Consider the following 21,455-nt stretch of genomic DNA (forward strand, 5'->3'; position numbering starts at 1 on the left):
AAATCTTAATTTCCACCATTATTCTTAACTTGTAATATCACAAGTACTTCATTCATATGTTCAAAGTCCACTGCAGGAGAAAGAGTTCCTGACTTAGTAAGATTATTTGAATCATCTTCCAAAGTAGAAATATATCCTATCAGAATTCCGGGAAGATACTTATCACTGATATTTGAAGTCACAATCTTGTCACCGATGCTAACCTTGTCTGCATCATCAACAAGTTTAGAAAAGCTTATATATCCGCTTCTGTAGAGCTCCAGGTCTCCTGTAACGATAAGGTTATCAGAAGACGAAAGAACCATTCCGCTCACAGCAGAGTTATCAGCAATTATAGACTGCACTTTTGCCCAGTCAGGTCCAACATCAATTACTCTTCCTACAAGACCTGCACCTGCAATAACATTCATATCAATTGCAATGCCATCATCGGAACCCTTATCTATGACAAAAGAATAATACCAGTTGCCCGCATCCTTGGCGATAATCCTGGCTCCGGTCTTGGGATAATCACTATATTTTGAATCAAGCTCATACAATTCACGAAGCTCAGTAAGTTCATACTTTTCCTGCTCCAGGTTTGTATTGGCAATAGTAAGCTCATCAATCTGACTCTTTAGTCTCTCGTTTTCATCAAGAAGTTGTGTGATGGAAGCAAGTTTATCCGTAGTCTCTTTTATATAGCTTGAACAGATTGTGATTCCCTTTTGAAATGGTACAACAAATACACCTGCAAACGAGTTCAAAGGACCCGTAAACAGATTAGTGTTAAATGTGATAACAATTAACGCCGTACATAGAATTGTTAAAATAAAGAGGAGATATTTACTTGGAAGGGTAAATTCTTCTCCTCTTTGCCTTATGATGGGACTCATTTATCTATCCTCTTCGATTCCATATGCAAGAGGTTTATACTGATCATCTTTAATAATCTTGGCAAGACCAAGAGCACCTGAGCCAATAGGGTTCTCAGCGATATTTACATTAAGGCCAACACCGTTGCTAAGTCTCTGTGCAAGGTGGCAAACCTGTGAAGCACCACCTGTGAGATATAATCCGTGCTTGAAGATATCAGCAGCAAGTTCTGGTGGAGTCTTCTCAAGAGTAGCTTTAACATTATCAAGAATAACATCAAAGTTCTCAACAAGTGCCTGGTTAAGAAGATCTGTAGGGATCTTTCTCTCAACAGGAAGTCCTGTAACGATATCTCTTCCGTAAACAACAGCGTCCTTGCCCTCTTTTTCAAGCTCCTTAAGAGAAATCTTTACGCTTTCAGATGTCTTTTCACCAATAAGAAGTCCGAATTCCTTACGGATTACGTTTCTGATAGATTCATCAAACTTCTTGCCGCCTACCTTAATAAGCTTACTTACAACGATACCGCGAAGAGAAAGGATTGAGATCTCTGTTGTGTCATAGCCAACGTTTACAACTAAAACACCCTGAGAGTTCATAACATCTACGTTCATTCCAAGTCCGTCAGCAAGAGGCTTTTTAACCATCATGATCTTTTTAGCCTTGATTCCGGCATCATTGATAAGATCATGGAAAGCTCTTCTCTCAACTTCTGTAACGTCCTTAGGTACTGCAATATAAACATCACAAGGCTTAACGCTGCCCTTCATCTGATCTGTTATAAAGAGTTTAACAAGTGTCTCCATATGCTCAATATCAGCAATAACACCGCTGTTAAGAGGATATGATATCTTGATCTTGTCAGGAGCCTTCTCATACATCTCGTATGCAGAGTTTCCATAAGCGAAGATATTTGTCTTATTCTCAATAGCGATCATGTTCTTCTCTACTGTAAGACTGTCTTCATCCCTGTTGAAGATTTTGATATTGCTTGTTCCAAGATCAATTCCAAAAATATTAGCCATTTCTTCTCCTTATTGCCATAAAAGCCCTTTTTCTCCAAAGCTGTAATATGACTGATTTCCTATAATAATATGATCTATAAGCCTGATATCAAGCATATTGCCTGATTCGCTGATCTTATTGGTAAGTTCCGCATCTGCCCTAGACGGAGTCGGATCTCCGCTTGGATGATTATGCAAAAGAACTATACAAGATGCACCACTTTTAAGCGCATGTGTAAATATGTCTCTGGGAGACACCAAAGCTGAATTAACCGTGCCTATGGATAATACAGATTCATTTATAAGCTTATGCTTATTATTAAGGCAAAGAAGCACTGCCTTTTCCCTTTCTTCATGCCGCATCTTCTCCATATATATGGATGCGATCTGTCTGGATGACTCAAAGAAAGTTCCGCTAAAAGAACTCTGAACAGCCATTCTCTTAGCAAGCTCCGTAAGGCATTTTAGCTTAACAGCCTTAACTTCTCCAATACCGTGAACACTTTTTAGTTCATCAAGTGTCAGGGAAAAGAGCCCGTTTAATCCTCTCTCTTTACCGTTGGATAAGCTTAATATCTCATGGGCAATTTCTATTGGTGAGGAATTGCCACTGCCTGTGCGAATGATGATCGCGAGCAGCTCTGCATCTGTAAGACACTCCGGGCCTGCACTTATAAAGCGCTCATAAGGAAGCATTTCCTTGTAGGCACTGCTTCCAAAAATCTTATTATTTATTGTATTCATCTTTACCTTTCTGATATAACGCAATGCGCCGCTTCTCCAGGCAATCAGAAAAGTACAAAATGGTACAGCTAATAGTTTATCACAAAGATACCATTTTTACATCATAAAGCTTTTGCAAAGTCTTTAAAATACCATATTTAGCGTGTGGCCAGGTAAGTCCACCCTGGAAAAATACTGAATATGGCTCTTTTATAGGTCCATCGGCTGAAAGCTCAATGGATGAGCCTGATACAAATGCTCCTGCAGCCATGATAACCTGTGCATCATAGCCAGGCATATCCCAAGGCTCTGGTGTAACAAAGGAATCAACAGGCGCTGCAGCCTGAATTCCCTCGCAGAAAGCAATAACTCCCTCAGGTTTACCAAAAGTAACTGCCTGAATGATATCAAATCTGTCTTCGCTTCCGTTTGGACAAACATCAAAGCCAAGCTTTTCGTAGATATTTGCTGCAAAGATCGCACCCTTTAAAGCTGAAGCTGTTACTGTAGGAGCAAGGAAAAATCCCTGATAAAACTGAGGAAGGATTCCAAGAGAAGCTCCAACTTCCTTCCCAAGTCCTGGAGAAGTAAGTCTGAAAGCTGCATTTTCAACACACTCTTTTTTACCTGCAATATATCCGCCAATTGGAGCAAGTCCGCCGCCCGGATTCTTAATAAGTGAACCAACAACCATATCTGCGCCGAGATCTGTGGGCTCAATTCTCTCAACAAACTCTCCATAGCAGTTATCAACCATACAGAGAACATCTTTTTTAATGCCCTTGATAAAGCTTATGAGTTCTCCTATCCTCTCTACAGAAAGTGTAGGTCTTGTCTGATATCCCTTGGATCTCTGGATAGTTACAAGCTTGATATTATCGTTTTCAAGTAATACTTTTTTGATATTCTCAAAATCAAAGCTTCCGTCAGGTAATAGATCTACCTGTGAATATGAAACTCCATACTCAGCAAGGGATCCCTTTGAAGGCCTTATTCCAATTACTTCTTCCAATGTATCGTAAGGCTTTCCAACAGGAGAAAAAAGCATATCTCCCGGGCGAAGGTTACTCATAAGAGCAAGTGCAAGTGCATGTGTTCCGCATGTGATCTGAGGTCTTACAAGAGCATCCTCTGCATGGAAAACTGAGGCATAGACTGCTTCAAGCTTTTCTCTTCCGATATCGTTATATCCGTAGCCTGTAGTTCCAAGAAGGCAGGCTTCACTAACCTTATTATCCTGCATTGCCTTAAGAACCTTAAGCTGATTGTACTCAGCAGTCTCATCTATGGCCTTAAATCTTGGCTCAAGCTCCTTTAAAATCTTTTCTCCAAACTCATAAACTTCCCTTGATATACCAAGGGCTTCATACATATTACTGTTCATTTCCATAAATCCTAAGCATCTCTTTCAATATTAAATCTTCATCGTGGCCGAAAGCTTCTTTATCCAGCCATATTACATCTCTTTCACGTCTAAACCAGGTAAGCTGTCTCTTAGCAAAGTGCCTTGTATTGAGCTTTATCAGATAAATTGCTCTTTCAAGGTCGTACTCACCATTTAAATATCCGATCATTTCCCTGTAGCCAAGACTTTGCATGGACGTTGCCGTCATTGGAATGTCCATCTTAACAAGGTCCCTTACTTCCTGTTCGAGGCCATCGGATATCATTTTATCGACGCGAGCGTCTATGCGTGAGTATAACGTTTTTCTATCATCTGTCAATACAAAGTAGGTAAAATCATATGGAGAATCGTTATTACTCTGCTCTTTATTGTGTTCAGATATCTTTTTTCCTGTCTTTTTATAATACTCCAAAGCTCTTATAACACGCTTTGAGTTGTTCTCATGAATTATTTCTGCTGACTGAGGATCTACTTTTTTCAGCTCTTCAAAGAGTTCATGGCCTTCACCGTTTTCCGCTCTTTTCTCAAGCTCTTTTCTATAGGAATCATCCTCATCAGTTTCTGTAAAATCTATATCTCGAAGTACTGCCTGAATATAAAAACCTGTACCACCCACGAGAATTGGGATTTTGCCCCTTGAGGAAATATCCTCTATAGCTTCTTTTACAAGCTTTTGAAACATAAAGACATTAAAATCTTCCTTGGGGTCAAGAAAATCGATGAGGTGGTGCTTTACCCCTCCCATTTTTTCGGGAGATATCTTATCGGTTCCTATATTCATATATTTATAGACCTGCATAGAATCAGCGGAGATTATCTCTCCGCCAATAGCTTTTGCAAGTTCAATTGATAGCTTTGATTTGCCAACAGCAGTTGGCCCTGTTAAAACAACAAGCTTTTGTTTGCTCATTCCACTACTCGCTTAAACTTCTTATCAATCTCATACTTGGACATCGATATAATTGTAGGTCTTCCATGGGGGCAATTATATGGATTTTCAAGTGTCAGCAGTTCATCTAAAAGAGCTTCAAGCTCAGTCCTGGACATTCTTGTATTGCCCTTAACTGAAGCCTTACAAGCCATACTTGCTATCTTGTAGTTGATGACATCAGGTGTTCTGTCAAGGCTTGTTTCATGTGATAGCTCATCAAGAATCTCTATAAACATCTCTTTTTCATTCTCACAGCCAAAAAGGTCTACAGGAATTGCTCTCATAGCATATTCATGACCGCCGAAGTTTTCAATATTAAATCCAAGTTTTTCAAAGTATTGTCTGTATTTAAGGAAAAGCTCCTCCTCAGCTGCAGAAAGAGAAACAATAACAGGAGGATTAACCATCTGTGAAAGCTGCTCTCCTGACTTATATCTCTTCATCATACGCTCATAATTAACTTTTTCATGAGCAGCATGCTGATCCATAAGGAATATCTTGTCCTTAAAACCTATGATCCAATAAGTCCCAAAGATCTGACCTATTATCTCATATTCTTTTACATTTTCCCTGCTAAGAACCTTTTCATCAAAGAGATTAAGCTGAACAGGCTTTTCTACTATAACAGCTTCATCCTGCTTGATTATAGGAGAAGGTTTTTCTGTTTCTTTTGCCTTTGAGCCGTCTGAGTCCCCAAAGATCCTTGTCCAGACCGCAGACTTATTGGAATCCTCAATCTTAATAGGCTCCGCCTTGATTCCTGTTGCAAAAACAGGCTCATCTTCCTTTAATCTGTTCTCTTCGAATCTGACTTTTTCAAATGGCTGAGGAGCAATGTATTTCTGGGGTTTATCATCTTTTTTTACCGCAGATTTATCATCATCTTCAAAATCACTGAGAATTTCCGGTTTTTTATTATCAGGTGCCTCGGCCACAGCGCCTGAATTTAATGCATTTTCATCATTACCGGTATTTTTCTTTACAGGTTCATCCTCCCCAAGGAGTGCATCCGGTATCATCTCATGATTTCGCAGGGTGTTTTCTACATTTGTCCTTATAAAATCATAAAGAGCAGGTTGGTTTCCAAATCTTACCTCGAGCTTTGCAGGATGAACATTGACATCAACCATAGCAGGGTCAAGGCGCAGATGCAGAACTGCAAAAGGGAACTTATGCATCATAAGATACTGCTTGTATCCCTCTTCTAAGGCCTTGGACATGACCTTATCTTTTACATATCTTCCATTTACAAAAAAGATCTCAAAATTCCTGTTTGATCTGTTTATGGAAGGTTCTCCCAAATACCCCTCAAGGGTATAGCCGTTACCTGAAACATTTATAGGAACAAGGCTTACAGAAATATCTCTTCCATAGATCCTGTAGATTATCTCCTTAAGATCGCCGTTTCCTGTTGTAGAGAATTTATCCTCTTTATTATTTATGTAGTGAAAAGAAACTGTTGGGTTATCAAGAGCAAGATGCTCCATGACATCTCCAATATAGCTTCCTTCAGTCTGAGGAGTCTTAAGGAACTTCTTTCTGGCAGGAGTATTGTAAAAAAGATTCCTCACAATAAGTGAAGTTCCATCTGGCGCTCCAATCTCTTCAAAAGAAATCTCTTCACCGCCATTTATGGTATATCTTGTGCCTGTAAGATCATCAGAAGTCTTAGTTATCATATCAACCTGAGCAACCGATGAAATACTCGAAAGAGCCTCACCTCTAAATCCAAGAGAATGAATAGTATAAAGGTCATCTATGCAGGTAAGCTTACTTGTAGCATGACGTTTAAAGGCCTTGCGGATCTGACTTTTTTCGATTCCGCTGCCATTGTCGGTTACACGGATCATGTCGATACCGCCGCCCTTTATCTCAACTGTAACTGCCGTTGCACCCGAGTCAATAGCATTTTCAACAAGCTCTTTTACAACACTTGCAGGCCTTTCTACAACTTCACCTGCAGCAATCTGATCTATGGTATTTTTGTCCAGTTCATTAATAAAAGCCATTTAGTTTTTCCACCTGTTTTTCAAATCACTTTGAAGCTTATAAAGCGTGTTAAGCGCATCCATTGGGGTAAGTGTTGTTATATCTATTTCCTGTAACCTCTTTAATACGTCTTCATCTGTAACCGTATCAAAAAGAGTCATCTGATCTATATCCACATCATCATAGTGCTGTACTTTGACTTTTTTATCGTTCTTGGATTCTTTGGCAATACTCTGAACCTTTTCAGTAATATCATTATCCGTAAGTTCAGTCACAATCTCTTTTGCCCTGTCAATTACCATATCAGGAACACCGGCAAGCTTGGCAACCTGGATACCATAGCTCTTATCAGCGCCGCCCTTGATGATCTTACGTAAAAATACGATATCATCACCATTTTCCTTAACAGCGATACAATAGTTATTTACATTGTCCATTTTGCCCTCAAGCTCAGTAAGCTCATGATAATGAGTAGCGAACAAAGTCTTGGCTCCAAGTATCTTTCTGTTGCTGATATGTTCTGTTACAGCCCAGGCAATGGCAAGTCCGTCATATGTAGAAGTACCACGCCCTATCTCATCCAGGATAAGAAGTGAATTGGGCGTTGCGTTTCTGAGGATATTGGCAACCTCATTCATCTCTACCATAAAAGTGGACTGACCGCTTCCAAGGTCATCTGATGCACCAACTCTTGTAAATATCCTGTCAACAACGCAAATATCAGCTTTTTCAGCAGGTACAAAAGAGCCTATCTGTGCCATTAAAACAATAAGCGCCGACTGTCTCATATAGGTTGACTTACCGGCCATATTAGGACCTGTGATGATTGAAATGCAGTGCTTTTTATTATCAAGGTATGTGTCATTTGAAATGAACATATCTGAAGAATCAAGCATTCTCTCAACTACCGGATGTCTTCCGTTCTTAATATTGATAATACCCTTTTCATTAAGAGAAGGCTTAACATATCTGTTCTTTTCAGCCACATAGGCAAGGGATGCATACACATCCAAAAGAGCTATGGATTTAGCTGTACTCTGTATTCTGTTTATCTCAAGAGCAATGGAATCCCTGATCTTGCAGAACATGTCGTACTCAAGGTTATTTAACTTATCCTGTGCATTAAGAATAGTATCCTCAAGTTCTTTTAACTTAGGTGTTGTATATCTCTCGCAATTAGTAAGAGTCTGCTTTCTGATGAAGTAATCAGGCACCTTGTCCTTAAATGAGTTTGTAACTTCAAAGGAATATCCAAACACATTGCTGTATTTGATCCTAAGGTTCTTTATTCCTGTATTTTCTTTTTCTTCCTCTTCAAGCTGTGAAAGCCAGACTTTGCCGTTAGTTCCGGCTTCTCTGAAATGATCTATATCTTTATCAAAACCGTCTTTAATGATTCCGCTCTCTTTTATGGCAAGTGGTGGTTCCTCCACTATGGCACTGTCAATAAGATCATGGATATCAGTTAAAGGATCAAGATTTTCAGTAAGCTTTTTTATCTCTGGGTCATCCTGAATATCCAAAAGAGCTGTGATAATTGCAGGAATCATCTTTATAGAATTTCTGAATGCCAAAAGATCTCTTGGATTAGCGGTCTTAAATACAATCTTGGACATCAGTCTTTCAAGGTCATATACAGGATTTAAGTATTCCCTGATTTCCTCTCTTGTAACGACGTTTTTCAAAAGAGTATCAACTGCACCCTGCCTTAAAAGAATCTCATCCTTTTCAATAAGGGGCTGCTCAATGAAGCTTCTAAGAGTTCTGGCTCCCATGGCAGTCTTGGTCTTATCAAGAACCCACAGAAGGGTTCCTCTTTTCTGCTTATCTCTCATTGTCTCAACAAGCTCAAGATTTCGCCTTGTTGAGCTGTCAAGCAGCATGTACTTACTTGTAAGATAAGGATAAATATGAGTGATATTTGAAATATCCGACTTCTGCATATCTGTCAGATACTGCAGTAAAGATCCGGCAGCCACTATTCCGTTTGGAAAATCATCTATTCCAAGTCCTATAAGTGAAGAAACCTTAAAGTGCCTTAACAGCAGTCTCTTACAAGAATCTTCATCATAGTACCTTGAATCTAACGGATTTACAAAAATCTGAAGTCTATTCTTTAGATCATTTATATCGATTCCGGAAAAAGTAAAGGCCTCATTACAGATGATCTCCGATGGCATATACTTTACGATCTCATCATTGCAGGCCCTTAAACTATCAACCTCAGTAAGATAATAATCTCCGGTGGTCACATCAGCTATAGAGATTCCGATGCTGTCAGGTGAATAAAGAACACTCATGATATAATTGTTCTTTGTTTCCTCAAGGGACTGCATGTTAAGATTGGTTCCGGGTGTTACGATCCTTGTTACATCTCTTTTGACAATTCCCTTAGCAAGCTTAGGGTCTTCAGTCTGTTCACAGATTGCTACCTTATAGCCCCTGGAAACAAGCTTTGTAAGGTAAGAATCAACTGCATGGAAGGGAACTCCGCACATTGGAGCTCTTTCCTCAAGGCCACAGGCCTTTCCTGTAAGTGTAAGCTCCAGTTCCTTTGAAGCTACCTTGGCATCGTCAAAAAAGAGTTCATAAAAGTCACCAAGTCTGTAAAACAGTATGCAGTCTTTGTATTCAGCCTTCGTTTGAAGATAGTGCTGCATCATCGGTGAAACTTTTTCAATATCTATACTTTCAAACATGGTAGTGTTCTCCACGTTTATATCCCCATTTCATTAGATTTTAGAATTAAACCGCATGGCCCATGAAGTAGAAGCCTTTGCATTCATCGAGGCTAACATTAACAAATGTTCCAATAAGAGACTCATCGCCTTTAAAATGAACCAAAGTGTTATTTGAAAGACGTCCAGTCACAAGAGATGAATCTTGTTCATTAACACTTTCTACAAGAACTTCTGCAGTGATACCTGTCATCTTCTCTGACTGCTTGCGGGCTGTTTCCTGAACAACTTTAAGAAGCTTGTCGAAGTTCTTTTTTACCTCTTCTTCAGGAACCTGGTTCTCGAAAGAGGCAGCAGGTGTACCTGTTCTCTTTGAATAGATGAAGGTAAATGCATTGTCAAATCCAGCCTTCTTTACTACATCAATTGTGTCGTCTACATCGCTTTCTGTCTCCCCCGGAAAGCCAACGATAATGTCTGTAGTTATTGCAATATCAGGGAGCTTCTCGTGGATCTTATCTACAAGTGCAAGATAGCTCTCCTTTGTATACTTTCTGTTCATACGCCTTAAGATCTCAGTATTTCCTGACTGCAAAGGAAGATGGATATGTCTTGCGATCTTAGGATTACGGGCAATTACATCCAAAAGCTCATCAGAAAAATCCTTAGGATGAGGAGTCATGAATCTTACTCTCTCTATGCCTTTAACCTTGGACACTTCCTCCAAAAGCTCAGGGAAAGATATTCGATTTGGGTCACCCTCTTTAAAATCAAGGCCATAAGAGTTTACATTCTGGCCAAGGAGCATTACTTCTTTTACGCCGTCATTTGCAAGCTTTTCGCACTCTCTTATGATGTCCTTAGGATTTCTTGAACGTTCTCTTCCGCGAACATAAGGAACGATACAGTATGTGCAGAAATTGTTGCATCCAAACATGATATTTACGCCTGACTTAAATGGATACTTTCTAAATACAGGAAGATCCTCGACAATTTTGTCTGTTTCCTTCCAGATATCTATGATCATTCTGTCAGATACAAGCGCTGTACATAAAAGTTCAGCAAACTTATAGATGTTGTGTGTACCAAAGATAAGGTCAACAAAGCGATAGCTCTTCTTAATCTTTTCAACTGCGCTCTGCTCCTGCATAAGGCAGCCGCAGATAGCTATCTTCATATGAGGATTCTTTTTCTTGTGGCTTCCGCATGCGCCAAGTCGTCCATATACTCTCTGATCCGCATTATCTCTGACTGTACAGGTATTATACAGAACAAAATCTGCCTCTTCTGAATCAGTCTCTTCATATCCAACAAGCTTCAAGATAGCCAAAAGCTTTTCAGAATCTCTTGCATTCATCTGGCATCCAAAAGTCACAACACAGGCCTTTGGTGTTCTTCCAAGCTCTTTTTTCAGCTCTTCAACATAGCCTTTTGCCTCTTCAATAAAGCCAAGCTGCTTTAAGCTCTCGGCATCTGTTACTTCTTCTTTGTTTGCGTTTAAAATATTTATATCTTTCTTAAATTCCATTACTTATAACTCTTTCCGTACTCATTAACAATTCCAAGCAGAATATCTACAGTTTTTTCCATTTCCTGTACTGATGCATATTCATACTTGCCGTGATAGTTGTAGCCACCTGTGCAAAGGTTTGGACATGGAAGTCCCTTATATGAAAGGCTTGCTCCGTCTGTGCCGCCTCTGATCGGGAATTCCAAAGGTGTAACACCGATATCTGTCATGGCTTTTTTAGCATTCTCAATAAGATGCATGTGAGGTCTTATCTTTTCGATCATGTTTTTGTACTGATCTCTTACTTTTACCTCTACAGTGCCCTCGCCATATTTCTTGTTCAAATATTCAGCAGCATCAATAAAGAGCTGTTTCTTTTTCTCAAACAAAGCTTCATCATGGTCACGAATAATATAGCTTGCACTTGCCTTTTCTGTTGATCCGTTTACTTCTGTCAGATGGAAAAAGCCCTCTCTTCCCTGTGTATACATAGGATTCATCTGAACAGGTAAAAGAGAATGGAACTCATAGCAGATAAGCGAAGCATTTACCATTTTGTCTTTTGCATCTCCGGGATGAACGCTTCTTCCGTTTACTACGATCTTGCCCTCGGCAGCATTGAAGTTCTCATACTCAAGGTCTCCAAGCTTTCCGCCGTCAACAGTATATGCAAACTTTGCTCCAAATTTTTCGATATCAAAGTGAGCAGTTCCCTCACCAATTTCCTCATCAGGAGTAAATGCAATCTTAATATCTCCGTGAGGAATATCAGGATTAGTCAAAAGAACTTCCGCCATAGTCATGATCTCGGCGATACCAGCCTTATCATCGGCACCAAGAAGGGTTGTTCCATCTGTGACAATAAGTGTTTCTCCCACATGATTTGAAAGCTCAGGGAAATCAGCAGGTGATAACACAACGCCAAGCTCCTTATTAAGAACAATATCTTTTCCGTCATAATTCTCAACTTTTCTTGGCTTAACATCCTTGCCGCTAACCTCATCAGATGTGTCCATATGAGAAATAAAGCCGATTGCAGGTCTGTCGACATTGTCGTTTATGTTAGATGGTATTGAAGCATAAACGTAGCAATGCTCCTCATCATAATAAACATCAGATGCACCTATCTCATTTAATTCTTTTACAAGGAAACGCGCAAGTTCATGCTGTTTCATTGTGGAAGGAGAAGTTCCTGTTGTGTCATCAGACTGTGTGTCAAATTTTACATAGTTTAAAAATTTTGAAATTACATCGGGTCTATTCATTTTCTTTTCAACTTCCTTTTGCTTTTATTATCAGGGTCAGGCTCGCTCATATAGATCCTAACTGACCTTTCACTCATTTTTTCAACTGAATTGTTCTTTTTATCAGTATTATCTATTTTTGAAATGCTCTCAGTATCCGATATCATCTTCCAGCGAAGACCATCAGGGAGTTTGGGGAGAGCAATCTCTTCAGCCATCCAGTGCATGTTATAGCAGACATAGATAAATGGACTGTTTTTGTCGCTCTTATCATACTGCCCGCAATAAAGCATCCCCAGGATGTGGCTGTGTCCCGTAAAATCAGGTCTCCAGGCTTCTCTTCCATGACAGGACAGATCCGGATAGCCACAGGAAATATAATCCATTAGTTTAAATGTTGATGGGTTATGAAGTACTTTATGGTCAAAACGCAGCTTCAAAAGGAACTTAAAGTACTCAAATATCTCAGCATTTTTCTCAAGAGCCTTCCAGTCAACCCAACCTGTCTCATTGTCCTGGCAATATGGATTGTTATTGCCTCCCTGAGAAGAACAGAACTCATCACCGCTAAAGATCATCGGTGTTCCCTGGGCTAAAAGGAGCATTGTCAAAATGTTCTTTATCTGCTTTTTCCTTAGTTCCAGAATACTCTGCTTTCTGGTCCTTCCCTCAATTCCGCAGTTCCAGCTAAGGTTATTGTCAGTGCCATCCTTATTGTTTTCACCGTTTTCTTCATTGTGCTTATGTTCATAGGCAACCAGGTCAGCAAGCCTAAAGCCCTCATAATCACAGATATAATTGATGACTCCATGAGTATTTCCGTTTGCGATCATCGAACGGAAAAAATCACTTGCAGAGTTGTCATCACTCTTTAAAAATCTCCTGCTTGCATATAAAAATGAATTGTTATATACGGCAAGATATCTTTTGGCAGGATCAGAACTATCCTCAAACCAGTCATACCATATCTTTGCATCAGCAAAAAGCGGTTCTCTGGTTATAAGAGAAATGGGTATCCTTGCTCCCTTCAAATGAAAACCATCAACATGATAAGAGCATCTCCAGTATCTAAGCGCATCTATCATAAGGCTCTCATTCTCATTCTCTTCGAAAAAGAACTGCATGATAACTTCAAGACCATTTTCATGCATTGTCTTTATAAAATGCTTAAACTCGTTCTCGGCATCATCAGGGTTTGAACAATAAGCTGTCCTTGGAGCAAAGTAAAAGCCCTTTTTATAGCCCCAGAAATTGAGACGAGGCTTAATACTGTTAGTATTTGATATGCTGCCATCTTTGGAATACAAAAGCTCTTTTGACAAAATACCTCCATGAGTCTTTGGAGTCTCAACCTCATTCATCTCAATGGCTGGCATAAGCTCAACAGTCGTAACACCTATGGATTTAAGATAAGGAATCTTATCAAGTATTCCCATAAATGTTCCTCTGTGCTGCGAAGGAACTCCGCTTCCTGAAGACTTCGTAAATCCTCTTACATGGAGCAGGTAAACAAAGCTGTCTTCATAGGGAATATCAGGAAAAGAGTCATTCCCCCAGTCAAAAGAGTATTCGGAAGCCTTTAAAGTTGATCTGTTATCAAGTTTAGCTCTTATATCGCAGTCAGGAACATCAAGTCCAAAAGTCTCAAGTCCCAGAAGGTGCTTGGCATAAGAATCACAAAAATAAGTAGAATCGACAAAATAGTTATAAGATGAGTATTCATCTATATTTTCAATTCCTTTTATCCTTGCAGCATATATAGAACCGCGCTTCAAATATTTAGGGAATTTGATCTTAAGAGCTGTCTCTCCATCATTAGAAGTCCCTTTATAAAGCGCGATACCACAGGTCTTGTCCCCGTCAAAAACAGTGCGTACCACAAGAGACTTGTCATAATCAATATAGCAACCTAGTGGATATGGTTTTTCCTTGAGTATTTCTAGCTTTTCTGACATTTTTGCTCCATCCTGTACTTGTAAATCTACATAAGCCATAATATTTTACCACAAAACTTCTCATACTGCATCGTGTCGTGCTATAATCTTGATAGATAAATCGAAAAGTTTTTTCAGGAGGATTATTAATGGAATTTTCTAAAATTGCCACAGACATGAATACAAAGATCGAAAACGATGAGCAGATGACTGTAGATGTAGAGCTTGACGGAGGTGAAGTAGTTACTTGTGCTATTATCATCGTCCTCACTGTTAATTCAAAAGACTACATTGTACTTCTCCCTCTCGATAAAAACGGACAGAATAACGATGGCAATGTTTGGTTTTATGAATTTATTTACAAGGGCGAGGAAGAAGATCCTGAACTTGGATATATAAGTGATGATGCTGAATATGAAGCTGTTGCTGAAGCTTTCAACCTCTATCTTGATGATGTAGAGTTTGATGAGCTTGTAGAACTTCCGGAAGAAGGACTTGATGGCTGATCACCATATTTTAAAGTCCACTTTGACCTTATTGGTCGCAGGAACCTTGAGGGAAGCATAGCATTTTCCTTAGTTCCTGTAACAAAGCTTACCATGAGCGCCTGTTTTGCCCTGGTCATTGCGACATAGAGCATTCGGCGCTCTTCTTCTATCTGACTTTCTGTCGCTGCCCCTCTGCTTGGAATGATTCCTTCATTAAGATCCGGGATCCAGACCATATCAAATTCAAGTCCCTTTGAACCATGCATAGTAAGTAGCTTTACAAAGTTCCCGTTATTTCTTTTTTTCGCACCCTTTTCGTCAACTTTTTCACCCATTCTTTTTTCCATTTCATTCAAAAGACTCTTTGTATCTTCAAAAGTTCTTGCAAGTTTTTCAAATTCATCAAGCTGCTCTTTTTCTTTTGGAAATGCCCTGTCTATCCCGATTTCTTTTCTTATATACCTGACCGATAAGGATGGCCTCATATGTGAGATCATATTTATCTGGGAAAAGAGCTTATTTACCTCTTCAAGCATTCTTTTATTTGACTTATAGAATCTTTTAACTGCCATTTCATTTACAATTTCTGTAGATACCGCTTCCCTCGAAATATATCGCAAGGGTTTATTCATGATCTTGTAAAAGAACTCTCTTCTTCGCTCAACACATGAAAACTTAAGGTAATTTATTAAGACCATGACGCTTTCTGACTCTAAAAAGCTCTTTGAGCACTCATCAAGATTAGTAGGGATTTTCTCTTCTTTTAACATTGCTGCTATAGACATGCATTCAGAATTGGTTCTGCAGATTATAGAGATATTTGAAAGATTATCTTTTTGCCTGTGTAGAAAAGTTTTTATTGAATTATACTGGTTCTCTTTCGTTGTAAACTTTAGTGGAACAAGGCACCCTGTGCCATTTGAACCATCTGCCTTCAGATCTTTTAAAAGTCTTTCTTTATTTTCGCCAATAACCAGAAGTGCGTTATTTAAGATATCGCTGCCACATCTGTAATTGATGTTAAGGTTGTATGTTTTAGGGTCATCATCTTTAAAAGAATCAGCAAATTCAAGCATAAACTTTGGCTCGGATCCCCTAAAGCCGTAAATTGACTGGTCATCATCGCCAACAATAAAAAGATTTTTCTCTTTTCCTATCAGAAGTTCAATAACTTTATACTGCATGAGATTGATATCCTGATACTCATCTATAAGGATAAACCGAAACCTCTTTCTGCACAGATCAAGCAGCGTCTCATCATTGCACAGAAGCTCATAACACAAAAGTATCATGTCATCAAAGTCTATTTTTTCAAATTCCTTTAATGCCCTTTTATACTTCTCAAATATCTCATTAAAATACTTTGAAAAGGCAAAACAGCTGTTGCAGTCATCACTCTTTAAAGAGCTGTTCTTAATTCTTGATATTTCAGATAGCACGTTCTTACATATATCAGAGCCTGAATCCATTTCCTCTTTCAGGCTCGGATCTTTTTCTGCAATAGAAAAAAGAATATTATAAATGATCTTTTGCTTAAAGCTTTCATTTGCAATTTCTAAGTGTTTGGAATTATAGTGACCAGAATTTTTGATTATCTGATAAAAGATAGAATGAAATGTTCCAAAAGTCACTTCCGGATAAGAACTATCCGTATTTTTCATGAATCGCTGCTGCATCTCGAAAGCAGCCGCTTTGGTAAAAGTAATTACCAGAATACTGGATGGTACAACGCCTCTTACTTCAATGAGATAGCGTATCCTCGAAACTATAACAAAGGTCTTTCCGCTACCGGGCCCTGCAAGTACCATTGCAGGGCCTTTGTAATGACTTATAGCCATCATCTGAGCGGAATTACCTTGAAAATTATTATTTTTCAAGTAATGCTATTCCTTCTTTAATTCTCTTAATTGACTCTTCTTTTCCGATCACTTCCATGAGCTCTGTAGCTCCACAAGGAGTCATCTCTTTTCCTGAAAGAGCGATTCTTACAGGCCAGAGAACATATCCGTTCTTGTACTCGTGAGACTTAACAAAATCTGAAAGACAAGCATAAAGTGCATCGTTTGTATAATCATCATGTGCTTCAAGAACAGGAAGAACTTCCTTAAGAACCTTTAAGCTGCTCTCAGCATCAGTTTTCATCTTCTTGTGGCAATAAATTGCTGTGTCATATTCAGGAACTTCGTTAAAGAAGTCAACCATTGGTGCAATATCAGGCCAGATCTCAATTCTAGTCTTAACCATATTAGCGATTTTCTTAAGATCAAGATCCTTTGTGATAGCTTTCTCAAGATAAGGCTTTGCAAGCTCAAAGAATCTGTCATCATCCATTCTCTTTAAGTACTCGCCGTTCATCCATTTAAGCTTTGTATAGTCAAATACAGCCGGTGACTTGTTTATTCTCTTGTAGTCAAACTTTTTGATGAGATCCTCAAGGCTCATGATCTCTTCATTATCCTCAGGAGACCATCCAAGAAGTGCTACAAAGTTAACAACAGCCTCTGGTAAAAAGCCCTGCTCGATAAGATCTTCAAAAGATGAATGTCCTGATCTCTTTGAAAGCTTATGATGCTCTTCATCTGTAATAAGTGGGCAGTGAATGTACTTTGGCACTTCCCAGCCAAATGCATCATAAAGTCTGTTGTACTTAGGTGATGATGAAATGTACTCATTACCACGAACAACATGTGTGATTCCCATAAGATGGTCATCTACAACGTTAGCAAAGTTGTATGTTGGGTATCCATCAGACTTAATGAGGATCATGTCATCAAGTTCTTTATTCTCAACAGATACATCTCCGTAAAGCTCATCATGGAATGTAGTTGTTCCCTCTGTTGGGTTATTCTGTCTGATAACAAAAGGCTTACCCTCAGCAAGGTTCTTTTCAACTTCTTCTTTTGATAAGTGAAGACAATGTTTGTCATAAACACTGATCTCTTTTGTCTCACCATCAACTTCAATTTTCTGAACAAGACTCTTAAGTCTCTCTTCATCACAGAAGCAATAATATGCCTCGCCCTTATCGATGAGCTCCTTGGCATACTGCATGTAAATGCCGGCCTTCTGTCTCTCGCTCTGAACATATGGTCCAACAGGTCCACCGATATCCGGACCCTCATCATGAATAAGACCAGTCTCCTTAAGTGTTCTGTAGATGATCTCTGTAGCGCCCTCTACAAAACGTTCCTGATCTGTATCCTCGATTCTTAATATATAGTCACCGCCTTCATGCTTAGAAATAAGATAAGCATAAAGAGCTGTTCTTAAATTTCCTACATGCATACGTCCCGTTGGGCTCGGTGCATATCTTGTACGAATCTTAACCATATCTGCTCCTATCTTCTTTATTAGATGTGCTTAAAATGACTATCTTTAAGCGCCTCTATATAGTAATATCACGTTTTTTATAACAAAACAACAAATGACATTCTATCATATAACATATTTTTTTCAAGCAATTGACATCCATGTATTTTAAATAGTTCAGCACTTAAATAATCACTTTCGAAGAAGCATTTACCTTGAATCTTTATAATGTCAAATGTATACTAACTTTAAAATGATCAAGAGCTTAAATGGAGGAAAAATGGAGAAAGTTATTAAGATCAAATATTTAAATGACAAAATTGAAAAGCTTACATATATTGATGGAAAATCAGACTGGATCGATTTAAGAAGTGCTGAGGATGTGGACCTTAAAAAGGGAGAATTTCACCTTATTCCACTTGGCGTAGCCATGGAAATACCTGAAGGCTATGAAGCTCACATTGTACCAAGAAGTTCAACCTATAAGAATTTTGGTATCATTCAGTCAAATCACATGGGAGTAGTTGACCACTCATACTGTGGAGACAACGATCAGTGGTTCATGGCAGCTATCGCTATGCGTGATACTCATATTTCTTTCAACGACAGGATCTGCCAGTTCCGCATCATGGAAAACCAGCCAAAAATAGTCTTTGACGAGTGTGAACACCTGGGCAACACAGACCGCGGCGGCTTCGGAACAACAGGAAAACAATAATATATACAAGCCTATAAAAAAGGATTGGCACGCCAGATAAGGCAAACCAATCCTTCTTTATTTATGCTATATCAGTAACTTTGTAGTCCTTATCTTCTACTGCCTTTTTTAGAACATCATTTGCAACATCTTCTGAAAATGTTACAACAGCTGTTCCATCCTGGTGGCTTACTACAGCGCTTTCTACTCCGCTAACCTCTTCAAGAGCCTTCTTTACTGTAGCCTCGCAGTGGCCACACATCATTCCTTCAATCTTAAGTGTCTTCGTCATTTTATCTTTCCTTTCTTCTATAACTATATTTTTAATTTTATGCCTAATAGCCTTATCTTTTGATGAATCATTTATATTGAAAAGATTAAGTCTTAGAGCATTTGTAACTACAAAAAAGCTTGATAAACTCATGGCTGCAGCTCCAAACATAGGGCTTAGTGACCAGCCAAACAGCTTTATATAACAGCCTGCGGCCAGCGGGATTCCAATTACATTGTAAAAGAATGCCCAAAACAGGTTCTCATGGATATTCTTAAGTGTCTGTCTTGAAAGTCTTATTGCCCTTGAAACATCAAGGAGACTGCTCTTCATGAGTACGACATCTGCAGCATCAATTGCCACATCGGTGCCTGCCCCTATGGCTATACCTGTATCAGCCCTTGTAAGAGCCGGCGCATCATTAATTCCATCACCGACCATGGCTGTTATTCCCTGTTTTGAAAGATCTGCTACAACCTTCTCTTTTTCTTCAGGAAGGACTTCTGCAACAATGTTGTCAACTCCGGCCTTTTTACCAATAGCAATGGAAGTTTTCTCATTGTCACCTGTAAGCATGACAACTTTAATTCCCATGTTCTTTAGCTGGGAAATCGCTTCTTCCGAATCATCCTTGATAGTATCAGCAACAGCGATTATGCCTACAAGTTTATTGTCCTGTGAAAAATAAAGAGGTGTCTTTCCTTCACCAGCAAGTCCATCAGCCTTTTCAAGTATTTCGCCCTGGATCCTTGCATATTTTTCTATGAAATGTCTTTTGCCGCCTCGGATAATGTGACCATCGAGTTTTGCCTCAAGTCCATTGCCAAAGACTGCCTTAAAATCTGTGATCTCTTCATCAAGCTCAACGTTGAGGTCATTGACATGCTTCATTACAGCCTTTGCCAAAGGATGCTCACTTTTTGACTCAAGAAGGCCTGCTATCTTTAAGAGCTTGTCATCAAAATTCTCATACTTACTGGGGGTATATCCGCTTTTATCAATTGAGTCTGCAGAAAATACATCGGTAACAATGGGCTCGCCCTTTGTTATGGTTCCTGTTTTATCAAGTGCAACAATCTGAGTCTTTCCAAGCATTTCAAGTGATGCTGCTGTTTTGAACATGATGCCGTTTTTGGCGCCAATACCATTACCAACCATTATGGCAACAGGAGTTGCAAGGCCAAGGGCGCATGGGCAACTGATAACCAAAACAGCTATTCCTCTTGCAAGTGCACTTCCAAAATCAGCTCCCAGTATGAGCCATACAATAATTGTCAAAAGAGCTATTCCCATTACAACAGGGACAAAGACTCCAGAAACTTTATCAGCAACCTTTGCAATAGGCGCCTTTGTTGATGCTGCATCACTGACCATCTGAATTATCTGCGAAAGCGTTGTATCTCTTCCAACTCTGGTAGCTCTGCACTTGATAAATCCTGACTGATTTATGGTTGCAGCCGAGACTTCCATGCCAACAGCCTTATCAACAGGGATGCTTTCGCCTGTAAGGGCTGCCTCGTCTACAGAACTGGTTCCTTCAATGACTATGCCATCAACAGGAATGCTCTCGCCTGGTCTTACAACAAATACAGTTCCAATCTGAACATTTTCAATCGATACTTCTTTTTCTTCACCTGAATCATCGATTATATTTGCTGTCTTTGGTGCAAGCTTCATAAGACTCTTTATGGCATCTGTTGTTCTGCCCTTGCTCATAGCTTCAAGCATCTTACCAACAGTGATAAGCGTAAGGATCATAGCTGCAGATTCAAAATAGAACTCATGCATGAAGTGCATTACTGCCTCAGTATCACCTTTTACCTGTGCATCTGTCATAAGGAAAAGAGCTACAAGGCTATAAACAAATGCAGCTGAGCTTCCAAGTGCAACCAGCGTATCCATATTGGCGCCGCCGTGGAAAAGCCCTTTAAAGCCGCTGATAAAAAACTTACGATTTATAAACATGATAATGATCGTAAGGATCATCTGTACCATGCCCATAGCAACATGGTTCCCATCAAAAAATGAAGGCAGTGGCCAGCCAAACATCATGTGACCCATTGAAAAATACATCAAAACCACAAGAAATCCGATTGATGTAATAAGTCTTTTCTTAAGGACAGGAGTTTCCTTATCTCTAAGAGCCTCTTCTTCCATGGCAAAGTCATTTGCTGTCGCATTTCCAAGAGACTCACTGCTTTGAGCATTTATCTTTTGTGACATAGGCTGAGCGCCATATCCGGCATTTTCTACTGCTTTGATAATATCTGCTTCGCTTGCAGAACCCTCAACCCCCATGGAATTGGTAAGCAGATTAACATTACAGCTCTTAACACCTTCTACACTGCTTACAGCCTTTTCAACTCTTGCCTGACAAGCTGCACAGCTCATGCCTGTAACAATGTATTTATCCATAC

At 39.3% G+C, this 21,455-nt stretch carries 15 protein-coding genes; 2 read left to right on the plus strand and 13 right to left on the minus strand.

All coding sequences use genetic code 11. The features are described 5' to 3' along the window. Window positions 1-5 precede the first annotated feature (5 nt). The 10 genes from mreC to C4S54_RS01665 all read right to left on the minus strand — a co-directional run bounded on the left by mreC (window position 6) and on the right by C4S54_RS01665 (window position 14,294). Complete coding sequence (gene mreC, locus C4S54_RS01620; protein WP_022774473.1) at window positions 6-875, minus strand: rod shape-determining protein MreC; 870 nt, start codon at window positions 873-875, stop codon at window positions 6-8. Then, entirely contained in the window at window positions 876-1,880 is a 1,005-nt protein-coding gene (gene mreB, locus C4S54_RS01625) for a rod shape-determining protein (protein WP_103867961.1), read from the minus strand. A gap of 9 nt (window positions 1,881-1,889) precedes the next feature. Further along, window positions 1,890-2,603 carry a RadC family protein gene (gene radC / locus C4S54_RS01630; protein ID WP_103868103.1) on the minus strand — a complete coding sequence of 238 codons (714 nt, stop codon included), beginning with the start codon at window positions 2,601-2,603 and terminating at the stop codon, window positions 1,890-1,892. A 79-nt stretch (window positions 2,604-2,682) separates the two neighbouring features. Further along, window positions 2,683-3,966 carry a methionine gamma-lyase family protein gene (locus tag C4S54_RS01635; RefSeq protein ID WP_330405547.1) on the minus strand — a complete coding sequence of 428 codons (1,284 nt, stop codon included), beginning with the start codon at window positions 3,964-3,966 and terminating at the stop codon, window positions 2,683-2,685. Then, window positions 3,956-4,897 carry a tRNA (adenosine(37)-N6)-dimethylallyltransferase MiaA gene (gene miaA, locus C4S54_RS01640; protein ID WP_103867963.1) on the minus strand — a complete coding sequence of 314 codons (942 nt, stop codon included), beginning with the start codon at window positions 4,895-4,897 and terminating at the stop codon, window positions 3,956-3,958. The genes C4S54_RS01635 and miaA overlap by 11 nt, the downstream gene beginning before the upstream one ends. Then, on the minus strand, window positions 4,894-6,927 hold the full coding sequence (gene mutL / locus C4S54_RS01645; RefSeq protein ID WP_103867964.1) for a DNA mismatch repair endonuclease MutL: 2,034 nt from the start codon (window positions 6,925-6,927) through the stop codon (window positions 4,894-4,896). The genes miaA and mutL overlap by 4 nt, the downstream gene beginning before the upstream one ends. Beyond that, window positions 6,928-9,606 (minus strand): DNA mismatch repair protein MutS, encoded by a 2,679-nt coding sequence (mutS, locus tag C4S54_RS01650; protein WP_242973715.1) that lies wholly within the window; start codon window positions 9,604-9,606, stop codon window positions 6,928-6,930. It abuts the gene before it with no gap. A 46-nt stretch (window positions 9,607-9,652) separates the two neighbouring features. After that, window positions 9,653-11,113 (minus strand): tRNA (N6-isopentenyl adenosine(37)-C2)-methylthiotransferase MiaB, encoded by a 1,461-nt coding sequence (gene miaB, locus C4S54_RS01655; protein ID WP_103867965.1) that lies wholly within the window; start codon window positions 11,111-11,113, stop codon window positions 9,653-9,655. Continuing rightward, window positions 11,113-12,360, minus strand: a complete 1,248-nt coding sequence (gene pepT / locus C4S54_RS01660; protein ID WP_103867966.1) for a peptidase T — start codon at window positions 12,358-12,360, stop codon at window positions 11,113-11,115. Before pepT ends, miaB begins: the two co-directional genes overlap by 1 nt. Beyond that, a complete protein-coding gene (locus C4S54_RS01665; protein WP_146059956.1) occupies window positions 12,357-14,294 on the minus strand; it encodes a hypothetical protein in 1,938 nt (645 codons plus the stop codon). The genes pepT and C4S54_RS01665 overlap by 4 nt, the downstream gene beginning before the upstream one ends. Before the next feature lie 128 nt (window positions 14,295-14,422). On the opposite strand from C4S54_RS01665, the gene C4S54_RS01670 reads away from it, so the two are divergent. Beyond that, window positions 14,423-14,779 carry a DUF1292 domain-containing protein gene (locus C4S54_RS01670; protein WP_022774488.1) on the plus strand — a complete coding sequence of 119 codons (357 nt, stop codon included), beginning with the start codon at window positions 14,423-14,425 and terminating at the stop codon, window positions 14,777-14,779. Here C4S54_RS01670 and C4S54_RS01675 read toward each other — a convergent pair. Further along, window positions 14,716-16,638, minus strand: a complete 1,923-nt coding sequence (locus tag C4S54_RS01675) for an ATP-dependent helicase (protein WP_103867968.1) — start codon at window positions 16,636-16,638, stop codon at window positions 14,716-14,718. The genes C4S54_RS01670 and C4S54_RS01675 overlap by 64 nt on opposite strands. Beyond that, a complete protein-coding gene (gene gltX / locus C4S54_RS01680; RefSeq protein WP_103867969.1) occupies window positions 16,628-18,091 on the minus strand; it encodes a glutamate--tRNA ligase in 1,464 nt (487 codons plus the stop codon). Before gltX ends, C4S54_RS01675 begins: the two co-directional genes overlap by 11 nt. Before the next feature lie 259 nt (window positions 18,092-18,350). On the opposite strand from gltX, the gene C4S54_RS01685 reads away from it, so the two are divergent. Beyond that, a complete protein-coding gene (locus C4S54_RS01685; RefSeq protein ID WP_103867970.1) occupies window positions 18,351-18,788 on the plus strand; it encodes a dUTP diphosphatase in 438 nt (145 codons plus the stop codon). A gap of 61 nt (window positions 18,789-18,849) precedes the next feature. Here the strand turns inward: C4S54_RS01685 and C4S54_RS01690 are convergent, their stop codons facing one another. Further along, window positions 18,850-21,453 (minus strand): heavy metal translocating P-type ATPase, encoded by a 2,604-nt coding sequence (locus C4S54_RS01690; protein WP_103867971.1) that lies wholly within the window; start codon window positions 21,451-21,453, stop codon window positions 18,850-18,852. Window positions 21,454-21,455: the final 2 nt, after the last annotated feature.

Source organism: Butyrivibrio sp. Su6, from assembly GCF_900108105.1.
Taxonomy (GTDB): Bacteria; Bacillota; Clostridia; order Lachnospirales; family Lachnospiraceae; genus Butyrivibrio.

Excerpts from the sequence above, each read along its gene's own strand:
- mreC (WP_022774473.1), bottom strand. The coding sequence starts at position 875 with ATGAGTCCCATCATAAGGCAAAGAGGAGAAGAATTTACCCTTCCAAGT.
- mreB (WP_103867961.1), bottom strand. The coding sequence starts at position 1,880 with ATGGCTAATATTTTTGGAATTGATCTTGGAACAAGCAATATCAAAATC.
- radC (WP_103868103.1), bottom strand. The coding sequence starts at position 2,603 with ATGAATACAATAAATAATAAGATTTTTGGAAGCAGTGCCTACAAGGAA.
- C4S54_RS01635 (WP_330405547.1), bottom strand. The coding sequence starts at position 3,966 with ATGAACAGTAATATGTATGAAGCCCTTGGTATATCAAGGGAAGTTTAT.
- miaA (WP_103867963.1), bottom strand. The coding sequence starts at position 4,897 with ATGAGCAAACAAAAGCTTGTTGTTTTAACAGGGCCAACTGCTGTTGGC.
- mutL (WP_103867964.1), bottom strand. The coding sequence starts at position 6,927 with ATGGCTTTTATTAATGAACTGGACAAAAATACCATAGATCAGATTGCT.
- mutS (WP_242973715.1), bottom strand. The coding sequence starts at position 9,606 with ATGTTTGAAAGTATAGATATTGAAAAAGTTTCACCGATGATGCAGCAC.
- miaB (WP_103867965.1), bottom strand. The coding sequence starts at position 11,113 with ATGGAATTTAAGAAAGATATAAATATTTTAAACGCAAACAAAGAAGAA.
- pepT (WP_103867966.1), bottom strand. The coding sequence starts at position 12,360 with ATGAATAGACCCGATGTAATTTCAAAATTTTTAAACTATGTAAAATTT.
- C4S54_RS01665 (WP_146059956.1), bottom strand. The coding sequence starts at position 14,294 with ATGTCAGAAAAGCTAGAAATACTCAAGGAAAAACCATATCCACTAGGT.
- C4S54_RS01670 (WP_022774488.1), top strand. The coding sequence starts at position 14,423 with ATGGAATTTTCTAAAATTGCCACAGACATGAATACAAAGATCGAAAAC.
- gltX (WP_103867969.1), bottom strand. The coding sequence starts at position 18,091 with ATGGTTAAGATTCGTACAAGATATGCACCGAGCCCAACGGGACGTATG.
- C4S54_RS01685 (WP_103867970.1), top strand. The coding sequence starts at position 18,351 with ATGGAGAAAGTTATTAAGATCAAATATTTAAATGACAAAATTGAAAAG.
- C4S54_RS01690 (WP_103867971.1), bottom strand. The coding sequence starts at position 21,453 with ATGGATAAATACATTGTTACAGGCATGAGCTGTGCAGCTTGTCAGGCA.